The following is a 12570-nucleotide window of genomic DNA, read 5'->3' on the forward strand; positions in this document are numbered from 1 at the left end:
CCGCTCTAACAACCCTCTAACAGCGGCTCGATGCCGGCAGCGGTGCCCCACTAGGGTGGCGGACATTGCCCAGGGCAAGAGAACGGTTGAGAACTGGTGTCATTGAACGGGGGCCCAGGCTTCGTCGGCCCGACCGACGCGCTGGACCGGTACGAGCTCGTGGAGCGGCGCGCAGCAGGCGGTGAGGGCGAGGTCTGGCTGGCACGTGAACGCCATGGCGCCGAGTCGTTCACCTACGCCGTGAAGGTGATCCGGACCGACGACGACTCGGCCGCGGATCGCCATCTCGAAGAACTGCGGCTGCAAGCTGCGCTCGCCACGCATGTGGAGCATCCGGCACTGGTGAAGGTGAAGGAGGTCTTCGTCGGCCCGCCGCCGCACGCTGCCGGTCAGGGAGCCACCGCCACCGGGCGGCGGCTGTACTTCGTCATGAAGTGGATCGAGGGGCGCAGCCTCCAGGAGGCGCTGGAGCGGGGCGAGATCCGGGGCCTCGATGTGCTGGTGCCTCTGGAGCAGGTCGCCGAGGCGATCGACTACCTGCACAGCGGACGGGACACCAACGGCGCCCCGGTGATCCACCGTGACATCAAACCCGCGAACGTGCTGCTCGCCGCCGACGGCCGGGTATACCTGGTGGACTTCGGACTGGTGCGCCTGCGCAGCACCGACAGGACCTCGCGGATCTTCGGCACCGCGCCGTTCATGGCGCCGGAGTCCCTGGCCCGCGGCGAATACACCCCGGCCACCGACCGGTACACGCTGGGCGCCACCGTCTACTACGCGCTGACCGCCGAGACGCCGGTGCCAGGTGACCTGGAGGGGATGGCGCAGCGGTTGACGGCGGCACTGGGGCCGGGAAGGGATCGGGAGGTCCGCGGCATCCTCGCGATGCTCGCGGTGCCGCCCGACGCGCGCCCCGCCAGCGCCGCCGCCTGGATTCGCGCCCTGCGAGCGGCACCGCTGCAGACGACGGCTGGCCCGGGGCCCTCGGGTCCGCCCACGACGGCCGCCTCTCTGCCTGGCCCCGCGGGTCCGCCCACGACGGCCGCCTCTCTGCCTGGCCCCGCGGGTCCGCCCACCACGGCGTCCCCGTCCGGATACCCGATGCCGCCCGGCTCCTCTGCCGGTGCGCCGCCGGGACCGGTGAGCTATCCGATGCCGGCCAGCAGCCTCGGCGCACCGCAGCTCCCGCCGTCCGCCGGTGGCTATCTGGGCGCCCCGCCCCTGACGACGAAGAAGAAGGCCAGCAAGCTGCCTTTCGTGATCATTGGCGTGGTGCTGCTGGTCTTCGCCGGCTGCTGCGGTGGCCTCTACAAGATGGGATCGTCGACGACCTCCGGCAACGGCCAATCCACCTTGGGCGGCGGTCCCGGCGCCCGCCCCGCGCGGTCGTTCGACAAGAGCAAGCCCCCGCCACCGGTGACGGAGCTGCGGTCGGCGCTGGTCTCGGTCGGTGACATCACCGCAGTGATGCGCGCACCGCGCGACACGGTCGAGACGAGGTCTGACGAGAACTATCTTCAGGGTGGGCTGTCCAGCCTGAAGATGTGCGCCGACGGCGCGGTGGCCGGGGACGCCATCGCCGGCTCCGAGACGAACAACTTCAAGGTCCTGGGTGCCGAGGGCTACCCGTACGTGAGTTCGGCCGTCGCGGGCTTCTACGGTGACGAGGCGAAGGTCTTCTTCGCCGCCCTGCGCGACCAGGCCGGCCGATGCGGGTGGACGGAGATGCAGACCGCGAAGCTCGGCGATGAAACGCTCGGGGTTTTCACCGACGATGGGAGCCGCAAGCTGGCCATCGTTTTTGTCCGTAGGGGTCAGGCGGTCATCGAGGTGGTGGTGACGGGGCAGACCTTCATGGACCTTGTCCACGGCAGCTACCAGTCGGACGCGATCCAGCTCGCCAAAGTGATGGCGAAGCGGCTCCCGAAGAGCGGCACATGACCGGCGCCGCGCTGCTGATCGGTACGCAGGACGGGGAACGCCGGATCATGCCGGAGGAGGCGGTGCTGCGGATCGGTCGGGATCCGTTGTGCCGGATCGTGATCGACGACCCCCGGGTGTCCCGCGAACACGTCGAGGTGCAATACCTGCCCGGTGGCTGGCGGCTGCGGGACCTGGACAGCCGGAACGGCACCTACGCCGCGGGGGTACGGGTCGACGAACTCGACCTGACGCAGCCGTGCCAAGTGCGACTTGGAGCCGCCGACGGGCCGTCACTCACCCTGCGGCCGGAGTCGGTCCGGGCCGATGCACCGCCGGTGACGGTCACTGCGGCGGCTGGCCCGGCACGGCCCGGGGCGGCCACGTCCGGGCCGCGGTTCGAGGCCGGGCGGGCACCCTCCGCGACCTACCGGGCCGCGCACCGCACGCGGATCGGGCGCGCCCCGGACAACGACATCGTGCTCGACGACCTGCAGGTGTCGCGTTACCACGCGGAACTGCTGAGCACCCCGGCTGGCCTGAAGCTCGTCGACCTGGGCACCCGCAACGGCACGTTCGTCAACGGCCGCCGGATCTCCGAGGCCGACCTGCGGCAGGGTGACCTGCTGTCGTTCGGCCGGCATCAGCTCGTCGTCGACGGCACGCAGCTGCGGGAATACGTCGACACCGGCCGCGTCTCGCTCAACGTGGACGGGTTGGAGGTCACCGTTTCGGGCGGCAAGCGGTTGCTCGACAAGGTCAGTTTCGCGCTCGGTGAGTGCAGCCTGCTCGCCGTCGTGGGCCCGAGCGGGGCCGGCAAGTCGACTTTGTTGGGCGCGTTGACCGGGTACCGTCCGGCGAACGAGGGTGCCGTCATCTACCAGGGCCGCGACCTGTACGGGGAATACGACGAACTGCGCCAGCGGATCGGCTTGGTGCCGCAGGACGACATCCTGCATTCGGCATTGACCGTACGCCGTGCCCTGCGATACGCGGCCGCCCTGCGATTCGGGTCCGACGTGACGGTCGCGGAGCGGGAACGGCGGATCGACGAGGTGGTCGACCAGCTCGGTCTGACCAGCCAGGCAGATCAGCGGATCGACACCCTCTCCGGCGGCCAGCGCAAGCGCACGTCGGTGGCGTTGGAACTGCTCACCGAGCCCTCGCTGCTGTTCCTCGACGAGCCAACCTCCGGGCTCGACCCGGCGCTCGACCGCGATGTGATGGTGAGCCTGCGGGACCTCGCTGACCGGGGCCGTACGGTCGTCGTGGTCACCCACAGCCCGCTGCACCTCAACGTCTGCGACCGGGTACTGGTGCTCGGGCGGGGCGGCAAGGTCGCCTATTTCGGGCCGCCCGGCGACCTGCTGCCGTTCTTCGGCGCCAGCGAGTACGCCGACGTCTTCAAGCAGGTGTACGACGACCCCGACGGTTGGGCCGCGCGCTTCGCCGCCACGGTGGCGCCGCCACCCGCCGCCGGCGAACGGGCGGCGCCCTCGCCCCAACCAACCCAGGCGCCGCCGCCGCGGCAGAGCTGGCGGCGACAGCTCGCGATCCAGACCCGGCGGATGGCCGCGGTGACCCTGGCCGACCGGATGTACGTGGCATTGCTGCTCGGGCTGCCGCTCGGCCTCGCCGCGCTGCTGCACGTGATCCCCGGCGACAACGGATTCGCCAAGCCGGACAACCCGCTCGGGCGCAGCCCGGAAGCGTCGCAGCTGCTCGTCGTGCTGATCATCGGAGCCGTGTTCTTCGGGCTCGCGGGCGGCGTCCGGGAGCTCGTCCGGGAGCGCGCCATCTACCGCCGGGAACGGGCCGTCGGGCTCGCGCCCGGCGCGTATCTCGGCTCGAAGCTTCTGGTGTTCGCGATCCTGAACGGGATGCAGGCCGCGCTGTTCGTGGCGGTGGGCCTCGCCGGGCGGCCGCGGGCCGAGGAGACGCTGGCGCTGCCATGGCCGCTGCTGGAGCTGATCGTGGTGGTCTGGTTGACCGCCCTGGTCGCGACCGTGACCGGCCTGCTGGTCAGCGCATACGTCTCCACCGGCGAGCAGACGATGCCCATCCTGGTGGGGCTGGTGATGGCGCAGCTGGTGCTCTGCGGCGGACTTTTCGAAGTGGTCGGCCGCCAGGGCGTCGAGCAGTTGTCCTGGCTCGCACCGTCCAGGTGGGGATATGCGGCTGCGGCGGCGACCGCCGACCTGCGCTCGCTGGTGGTGAATCCCAGCGCGGATGCGCTGTGGAAGCACACCGCCGGAGCGTGGTGGTGGGCGATGGGCGTTCTCGCGCTGCAGGGTGTGGTGCTCACCTGCGCCGCCAGGTGGGCGCTGCGGCGCCATGAGCCGGGCCGCTGAGGGGTACGAGATGGACGGACGCCTCGAGAACGCCCTGCGCGAGGGTTGGACCAGCGCATGCCAGCTTTACCAGCATCTCCAAAGCGGCGGTGATCTCACCATCCTGCCGCCCGGCGCGGTTCGGTTGAACCCGGACGAGGTGCCGTACGCGGAGGCGGTGCTCGGCTACGCCCGCTTCTACGGCACGACCGTGACGTACCAGCAGAGCAGCATGTTCCTGCTGGGCTCGGCGACGTTCGTAGCCGCCGGGTTGGCTGCGAACGCGATCGCGAACTCGGCCGCGAAGAACCGGGCGGCGGCGCAGGCCGCCACCCAGTGGCGCGACCACGCGCACGTCCGGACGATCCTCACCAACAAACGCTTGTTGTGCGACTACCGCGGCAAATGGTTGAGCTTCTGGCACGAGGGAATCGTGGAGTTCCAGGGCGACATGGCGCAGTGGCTCTTCGTGCTACGCTACCAGGTCGGCGACCCGATCATGCTGCATGGCCCGGCGGCGCCCTGGTTCGCGGTCAGTGTCGCGCACCTCGTGTACGGGCGGAGGGGCCTGCAACTTCCGGCCCTCGCCGCGCTGGCTCGTTCGGTAGCCGAAGCCACGGCCCACCAGCAACGGATCATCAGTGGCGGGACCGTCCCTGGAAACGGCTCCGGTGGCCCTCCGGCACTGCCGCCCGCCTAGCCGCGATCCTCGTCTCGATGAACCGCCGTGGACGGGGCCAGGGCGCGTGCTGATCCTTGGGTAACCACCCCAGCGACAACAAGCGCACCCAGAGCCCACGGCATGACGGCCGGCAAGCCACGGATCCGGGCCAATCTCACGAACCTGTGGTCGGGATGACGAGGCCACTTTCGTACGCCGCGATGACCAGCTGGGCGCGGTCCCGGGCGGCGAGCTTCATCAGCAGGTGGCCGACGTGGGTCTTCACGGTGGCCGCTCCGACGTGCAGCCGGCCGGCGATCTCGGCGTTGGACAGTCCTCGGGCGATCAGGATCAGGACTTCCCGTTCCCGATCCGTGATTCCGGTGAGCGCGGTCGGTGCCGACCGATCGGGCTCGGGCCGGCGGGCGAACTCGATGATGAGCCGCCGGGTGATCGCGGGGGCCAGCAGGCCGTCGCCGGCGGCGATCACCCGGATCGCGGCGAGCAGGTCGGCGGGCGGGGTGTCCTTGAGGAGGAAGCCGCTGGCGCCGGCGCGCAGCGCGGTGAAGACGTACTCGTCGAGGTCGAACATCGTCAGCATGAGCACCTTCACCCCGGAGGTCTCCGGGTCGGCGCAGATTCGGCGGGTTGCCTCGATGCCGTCCAGACCGGGCATCCGCACGTCCATGAGCACGACGTCAGGCAGGTTGGCGCGGGCCAGGCGCACCGCCTCGTCTCCGGTCGCCGCCTCGCCAGCGGCGGTCAGGCCCGGTTCGGCATCGATCAGTACGCGGAGGCTGCCGCGCAGCAGTGTCTGGTCGTCGGCGAGCAGGACGCGGACCGGGTCGTTCATCGGGCCGCCTCGTAGCGCAGGGTGGCTCGTACGGTGAAGCCGCCGCCGGGTTCCGGGCCCGCCGCGAACGTGCCGCCGTACATCGCGACCCGCTCCCGCATGCCGACCAGGCCGTGTCTACCCGCTGCCGGCTCGGGCGCGGGCCGGTGCCGGCCGGCTCCGCCGTCGTCGGTGACGGCGAGCCGGACCTCGTGGGCGTCGGCCTCGACGACGATCGCGCAGCGTGCCTGCGGGCCGGCGTGCTTGGCGACGTTGGTGAGCGCCTCCTGGACGATCCGGTGCACGGCGAGGCCGACACCGTCGGGCAGGTCCGTCAGGCCGCGCATGGTCAACTCCGCGCCGGCTCGCCGCGCGAGTTCCGGCAGGGCTTCCGGCCCCGGCGCCGGGGCGAGATCGGCGGCCAGCATGTCGCCGGCGCGCAGCACGCCGAGCATGCGGCGCATGTCGTCCAGTGCGGACCGGCTGGTCTGCTCGATGACGCGCAGCGCCTCGTGGGTCTCCTCGGGCCGGGTGCGAACGACGTGGTTGGCGACGCCGGCCTTGACGGCGATCAGCCCCATGCTGTGGGTGACCACGTCGTGCAGCTCGCGGGCGATGCGCAGGCGCTCCTCGGTGACGGCCTGCTGTGCCAGCTGATGTGCCGCGCGGATCGCGTACGTCCGGCGCTGCCGGGCGGCCCGGCCGAGCTCCCAGGCGGCGAGGAGGGCCAGGAAGCCGAGCAGGAGCAGGCCCGTGCCGTTCTGCCACCAGGCGCGGCTCGCGTGGCGGCTGGCGTTGACCAGGCCGGCGATGGTGAGCAGCCCGATGGACAGCACCGGGAGCCATCGTTCCCACCAGTGCCGGGGCGTACGGGTGGCCGCGACGGTGTAGAGGGCGAACGCGGCGGGAAGCAGCGGATCCCAGATCAGGTCGCGGACGACGGCCACGACGCTCACGGCCAGCGTGAACAGGAAGACCGGTAGCGGCCAGAGCCGGCGGACCGCCAGGGGCGTGAGGGCTGCCCCGGCGAGAACGAACTGCTCCCAGGGCGCCGCCGCCACCGGCTGCGCCGCCGAGGTTTCGGCCGGCCCGGCGGCCAGCAGTACCGCCACGTATGCCAGGACGGCCGCGGCGTCCAGCGCGACGAGCTGCGCCCGGCTCAGCCGCCGAGCCAGGACCGGATGGTCGTCGGCGGCGCTCATCGGGGTTGCCACCGGTCGACCATAGCCGTGGCCAGCGCGAGGGCGCCTCCGCCCGGTGGCGGTCGCGCAGGTGGCCGGCCTCCGCCCAAAGGTGGAGCCGCGGCCCGCCGTTCCCGCCTCCAGGTGGAGGGCCGCAGCTCCGACCATGGCCCGATGTGTGACGGGGCCATGTCTTCCAGGATGTCGGCATGATCGAGGTATCCCATCTGACCAAGCGCTATGGGCGTACCACGGCGGTCGACGGGCTGACCTTCAGCGTCCGGCCAGGTGTCGTGACCGGCTTCCTAGGGCCCAACGGTGCCGGGAAGTCCACCACCATGCGGCTGATGTTGGGGCTGGACCGGCCCACCGCCGGCGGGGTACGCATCGCCGGGAAGCGCTACGACCAGCTTGAGCAGCCGCTGCGCACGGTAGGCGCGATGCTGGACGCCAGAGCGGTCCACCCGGGCCGGTCCGCCGTGAACCACCTGCGGTATCTGGCCCGCAGCAACGGCATCGCCCGCCAGCGGGTCCAGGAGGCCATCGAGGTGACCGGACTGGAGAGCGTGGCGCGGCGGCGCGCGGGCAGGTTCTCGCTGGGCATGGCGCAGCGGCTGGGTATCGCGGCGGCGCTGCTCGGTGATCCTGCGGTGCTGATCCTCGACGAGCCGGTGAACGGGCTCGACCCGGAGGGGATCCTGTGGATCCGCGGACTGTTGCGTGGCCTGGCTGCGGAAGGCCGCACCATCTTCGTCTCCAGCCATCTGATGAGCGAGGCCGCGCAGACGGTGGACCATCTGATCGTCCTCGGGCGAGGGCGCCTGCTGGCCGACACGAGCACAGCCGACTTCGTGGCCCGATCCGGCTCGCTGGAGGAGGCTTTCCTGCGGCTGACGGCGGACGCGGTCGAGTATCGGGGGAACCGGTGAAGGGCGTGGCCACGATCTCGGCAGAGTGGATCAAGATCAGGAGTGTCCGGTCGACGGCCTGGGCCCTGGTGGCGACGGTGGGCCTGGCCGTGGCGCTGGGAGCGTTCATCGGGTCGAACTTCCGGCACAACATCGACCGCGTCCAGAACTTCAACCCGATCTTCCCCGGTCTCTACGGGGTGCTGCTCGCGCAGCTGGCAGTTGTCGTCTTCGGCGTGCTGGCCGTGGGTTCGGAGTACTCGTCCGGCTCCATTCGGGCATCCCTGGCCGCGGTTCCCCGGCGAGGGAGGTTCTTCCTGGCAAAGATGACTGTTGTCGGGCTGGTGGCGCTCGCCGTGTCGGGGCCGACGGTGATTGCGGCGTTCGTGGTGGCCCAGCGAGCGCTCGGCCCCTATGCGGCCGGAGTTGGGGACGACGACGTGGTTCCGGCCGTCGCCGGCGCGATCGCATACCTTCCGATGATCTGCCTGCTCGCCGCGGGCGTCGCGACCATGGTGCGAAGCTCCGCCATCGCCCTGGGTGTGCTGATCCCGATCCTGTTCCTCGGGTCGCAGGGGCTGGCCAACCTCCCTGGGCTGCGGAAGGTGCTGCAGTATCTACCCGACCAGGCGGGCATGGAGCTGATGCGGATCGCGGGCGGACCGCAGGACGGCCGGTTCGGACCCGAGTATGGACCGGGGACCGCGCTGGTCATTCTGGCGGGCTGGACGACGGCCGCCCTCGTCGGGGGATATCTCGTGCTGCGTCAGCGAGACGCCTGAAGGGCGAGCCGAACGGTAGGAATTTCTTTCGCCGCGGATGTCGAGAACCGGGGTGGCGGCTTCTACCTGAGGGTGAAAGCACCGAGAATCGGTGCACAGGCGTGAGGAGCGAACCGTGAAGTACATGCTGCTGATGCAGTTCAGCGCCGCCGGGACCGACTTCCCGTCGATCGACACCTGGACGCCGGAGGAGATCCAGGCGCACATCGGGTTCATGCGGGAGGTCAACGCGAAGCTCACCGCCGACGGGGAACTGGTCCAGGCCGAGGGTCTGGCCGGCCCGCAGCAGGCGCGGATCGTCCGGGCGGGTGAGGGTGGCGCCCCGGTCGTCACCGAAGGGCCATTCGCGGAGACCAAGGAGTTCCTCGCCGGCTGGTGGATCGTCGACTGCGAGACCCCGGAGCGGGCGGTCGAGATCGCCGCGCACATCTCCACCGCGCCCGGCCCCGGCGGGCGACCGCTGAACATGCCGATCGAGGTGCACCCGGTCATGTCGGCGCCACCGCAGGAGATCTGACCTGGGCATCCCGGACCGGACCGTCGAGGACCTGCTGCGCGAGCTGGCGCCGCAGGTCCTCGGCGTGCTCACCCGCCGGTTCGGTGACTTCGCCACCGCCGAGGACGCGGTGCAGGAGGCGCTGCTGGACGCGGCCACCCAGTGGCCGGCCCAGGGTCTGCCGGACAACCCGCGCGGCTGGCTCGTCCAGGTCGCGTACCGCCGGATGATCGAACTGGTCCGGGCCGAGGCCGCCCGCCGGGACCGGGAGGACCGCGTCGCCCGGCGCGACGGCGACCACGGGCGGGTAGCGCCGGCCGCGGACGAGCCGCTGATCTCGGACCGGGACGACACCCTGGTCCTGCTCTTCCTCTGCTGCCACCCGACGCTGTCGACCGCGTCGGCGATCGCGCTGACCCTGCGGGCGGTGGGTGGCCTCACCACCGCCGAGATCGCCCGCGCCTTCCTCGTCCCCGAGGCCACCATGGCGCAGCGGATCAGCCGCGCCAAGCAGCGCATCCGAACCTCTGGGCTGCCCTTCCGGATGCCGGACGAGGGCGAACGCGAGGCCCGCCTCGCCACCGTGCTGCACGTGCTGTACCTGATCTTCACCGAGGGGCACACCGCCAGCCTCGGCCCGGACCTGCGCCGGGTCGACCTGGCCGAGGAGGCGATCCGGCTGGCCCGGGCCATGCACGCGCTGCTGCCGGACGACAGCGAGGTGGGCGGGCTGCTCGCCCTGATGCTGCTCACCGAGGCCCGCGCCGCCGCCCGGACCGGCCCGTCGGGTGAGCTGATCTCCCTGGCGGACCAGGACCGCAGCCGGTGGGACGCCGCCGCGATCGCCGAGGGGACCACGCTCGTCACCCGGGCGATGGCCCGCGGGCCGGTCGGGCCATACCAGCTCCAGGCCGCCATCGCCGCGCTGCACGACGAGGCGCCGGCCGCCGCGCAGACCGACTGGCCGCAGATCCTCGCCCTCTACCAGGTGCTGGAACGCCTCTCCGGAAACCCGGTGGTCTCGCTCAACCGCGCGGTGGCGGCCGCCATGGTGCACGGCCCGGCCGCCGGGCTGGATGCCCTCGCCGCCCTGGATGCCGACCCCCGGATGGCCGGGCACCACCGCCTCGACGCGGCCCGGGCACACCTCTACGAGATGGCCGGCGACCGGGACACCGCGGTGGCCCACTACCGGGCCGCCGCCGGGCAGACCACCAGCCTCCCCGAGCAGCGCTACCTGCAGATGCGCGCGGCCCGGCTGGCCCAGGGCTGATCCCCGCCACACCGCTTCAGATCGGCGAGGTGGTGGTATCCCGGGCGGCGGGACACCGCCACGTCGCTGATCCGGCATGGCAGGCGCGAAGCGGACACCAGGGTTGACCGCCGCGCTCCCGGGTATCCCGTGACGATCCGCCCGAAGGGAGATGCGCCATGGTCAACGTCGGCTACAGCCTCCTGTGCGAGCAGGCCGGCCCGAAGCACCTGGTCGACCACGCCATCCGCGCCGAGGCCGCCGGCTTCGACCATCTGGTCATGTCCGACCACTACTACCCGTGGCTCGACTCGCAGGGCCACTCCCCGTACGCCTGGTCGGTGCTCGGCGCGGTCGCCCACGCGACCAGCCGGGTCGGGCTGATGTCCTTCGTGACCTGCCCGATCCGCCGTTACCACCCGGCGGTGGTGGCGCAGAAGGCCAGCACGGTCGGGGTCCTCTCGGACGGCCGGTTCACCCTCGGGCTCGGCGCCGGGGAGAACCTCAACGAGCACGTGGTCGGCGGCTGGCCGCACGTGGAGCAGCGGCACGAGATGTTCGAGGAGGCGCTGCAGATCATCCGGCCCCTGCTCAACGGCGAGACGCTGACCTTCTCCGGCAACCACTACGACGTCCCCGACGCGTACGTCTGGGACCGGCCGGAGCGGCCGGTGCCGATGGCGATCGCCGCCTCCGGCCGGCAGTCCGCCACCCTCGCCGCCGAGTACGGCAACGGCCTGATCGCCACGGAGCCCGACCCGCACCTGGTCCAGATGTACGACGACGCCGGTGGTGCCGGCAAGCCGCGCTACGGGCAGGTGGCGATCTGCTACGGCCCGGACGAGGCCGAGTGCCGCAAGGTCGTGCACGACCAGTTCCGCTGGTTCGGCCTGGGCTGGAAGGTCAACGCGGAGCTGCCCGGGCCCGACTCGTTCGCCGCGGCGACCCAGTTCGTGCGCGAGGAGGACGTGGCCCAGGGCATCTCGTGCGGGCCGGACGTGGACCGGCACGTGGCGGCGTTCAAGAAGTTCGTCGACGCGGGCTTCACCCACGTGGCGTTCGTCCAGGTGGGCGCGGACAGCCAGCCGATGTTCCTGAACTGGGCGCAGGAGGAGCTGCTGCCCCGGCTCCGCGGGCTGTGACCCTCCGGCCTTGATGGCCGTCACCCCTCGGGGCGGTGCAGGTTGGCGGAGCCGACGCGATCCGCACCCGGCCGGCGCCCGCCCTGACAGGGTGAGGGCATGCGTATCGGGAACATGGAGATCCGACCGCTCGGCGGTGGCCTCGGCTGCCTGCTGATGATCCTCTTCTCGATCCTCGTCTCGGTGGTGCTGACCATCGTGCTGAACCTGATCATCTGAACCGCCGCCTCCGGGGACGGCCGCCCACCGGTCAGGCCGGGGCCAGCGCCAGGTCCGCCACCACCGGATAGTGGTCGGAGGCGGTGTCGGCGTCGCCGCCCCGGACCACCCGCAACCGGCGGGTCACTGCGGCCAGCGCGGGGGTGGCCAGTAGGTAGTCCAGCCGCATCCCGGCGAACTCCGCCCCGCCGTGCCGGGTCGGCACGGTCAGGCCGTCCGGTTCGCCGCCGCCGCTGGCCGGCCACAGGTCGACCAGGCCGGCGTCGAGCAGGCGGGACACCGCGCGGGTGTCGACGGTACGGCCGTCGCGGCGCAGGTGGCGGCGCCGGTACCGGGAGGACAGGCCGGCCAGCAGCGCCGCGTGGTCGACGGTCGGGTCGAGGGTGTTCAGGTCTCCGGCAAGCAGGGCCAGCCGGCCTCCGGTCCGGCGGACCGCCGCCGCCAGCCACTCCGCCTCCATCCGCCGCCGGCCGCCCGAGTACGGATCGAGGTGGGTGCTGAACACGGTGAGCGGGCCCGCCCCGGTGGCCACCTCGACCCGGGCGGCGGCGTGGTGGAAGGGCCGGCGTACCCGGGCGGCGCGCAGCACCCGCAGCGGCGCGCGGACCAGCACCGCGACCGGCTGCCCGAAGCAGGACCGGGCCAGGTGGGGCACCATGCCCAGCCGGGCGGCCAGGTCGGCCATCCGGCCGCCGCGGTCGAGGCCGCGCAGCTCCTGCAGGGCCAGCACGTCGGGGCGCTGCCCGGTGACGACCGCGACGATCCGGTCCCACCGGTCGGGCCCGTCGCGGTCCCGCCCGCCGGTACGGATGTTCCAGGTCATCACCCGCAGCATCGGCACCCG

At 71.9% G+C, this 12570-nt stretch carries 11 protein-coding genes; 8 read left to right on the forward strand and 3 right to left on the reverse strand.

Annotation, left to right across the window (positions count from 1 at the left end):
- The first annotated feature begins 96 nt into the window (after positions 1-96).
- Genes ACY34I_RS13420 through ACY34I_RS13430 form a run of 3 tightly spaced genes read left to right on the forward strand, consistent with a single transcriptional unit; the run spans position 97 to position 4953 of the window.
- Positions 97-1944 carry a protein kinase domain-containing protein gene (locus tag ACY34I_RS13420; RefSeq protein ID WP_462755238.1) on the forward strand — a complete coding sequence of 616 codons (1848 nt, stop codon included), beginning with the start codon at positions 97-99 and terminating at the stop codon, positions 1942-1944.
- Complete coding sequence (locus ACY34I_RS13425; protein ID WP_462755240.1) at positions 1941-4274, forward strand: FHA domain-containing protein; 2334 nt, start codon at positions 1941-1943, stop codon at positions 4272-4274. Before ACY34I_RS13420 ends, ACY34I_RS13425 begins: the two co-directional genes overlap by 4 nt.
- Positions 4275-4284: 10 nt before the next feature.
- Entirely contained in the window at positions 4285-4953 is a 669-nt protein-coding gene (locus ACY34I_RS13430; protein ID WP_462755242.1) for a hypothetical protein, read from the forward strand.
- Between the two features lie 136 nt (positions 4954-5089).
- Here ACY34I_RS13430 and ACY34I_RS13435 read toward each other — a convergent pair whose 3' ends face one another.
- Positions 5090-5767 carry a response regulator gene (locus ACY34I_RS13435; RefSeq protein WP_462755244.1) on the reverse strand — a complete coding sequence of 226 codons (678 nt, stop codon included), beginning with the start codon at positions 5765-5767 and terminating at the stop codon, positions 5090-5092.
- Entirely contained in the window at positions 5764-6960 is a 1197-nt protein-coding gene (locus ACY34I_RS13440; RefSeq protein WP_462755246.1) for a sensor histidine kinase, read from the reverse strand. Before ACY34I_RS13440 ends, ACY34I_RS13435 begins: the two co-directional genes overlap by 4 nt.
- 176 nt (positions 6961-7136) lie before the next feature.
- On the opposite strand from ACY34I_RS13440, the gene ACY34I_RS13445 reads away from it, so the two are divergent.
- From ACY34I_RS13445 to ACY34I_RS13465, 5 genes are all read left to right on the forward strand, one after another.
- Positions 7137-7856 (forward strand): ABC transporter ATP-binding protein, encoded by a 720-nt coding sequence (locus ACY34I_RS13445; protein WP_462755248.1) that lies wholly within the window; start codon positions 7137-7139, stop codon positions 7854-7856.
- Positions 7857-7933: 77 nt separating this feature from the next.
- Positions 7934-8617 (forward strand): ABC-2 transporter permease, encoded by a 684-nt coding sequence (locus ACY34I_RS13450; protein ID WP_462755250.1) that lies wholly within the window; start codon positions 7934-7936, stop codon positions 8615-8617.
- Between the two features lie 124 nt (positions 8618-8741).
- Complete coding sequence (locus tag ACY34I_RS13455; RefSeq protein ID WP_222870765.1) at positions 8742-9134, forward strand: YciI family protein; 393 nt, start codon at positions 8742-8744, stop codon at positions 9132-9134.
- A gap of 7 nt (positions 9135-9141) precedes the next feature.
- Positions 9142-10386 carry an RNA polymerase sigma factor gene (locus ACY34I_RS13460; RefSeq protein WP_462755464.1) on the forward strand — a complete coding sequence of 415 codons (1245 nt, stop codon included), beginning with the start codon at positions 9142-9144 and terminating at the stop codon, positions 10384-10386.
- 158 nt (positions 10387-10544) lie between these two features.
- The gene (locus tag ACY34I_RS13465) at positions 10545-11507 is read left to right on the forward strand and encodes a TIGR03557 family F420-dependent LLM class oxidoreductase (RefSeq protein WP_462755252.1); all 963 of its coding nucleotides are present in this window, start codon (positions 10545-10547) and stop codon (positions 11505-11507) included.
- A 250-nt stretch (positions 11508-11757) separates the two neighbouring features.
- On the opposite strand, the gene ACY34I_RS13470 is transcribed toward ACY34I_RS13465, so the two are convergent.
- A complete protein-coding gene (locus ACY34I_RS13470) occupies positions 11758-12561 on the reverse strand; it encodes an endonuclease/exonuclease/phosphatase family protein (protein WP_462755466.1) in 804 nt (267 codons plus the stop codon).
- Positions 12562-12570: the final 9 nt, after the last annotated feature.

It is taken from the genome of Micromonospora sp. RTBAU3-60 (assembly GCF_054963695.1).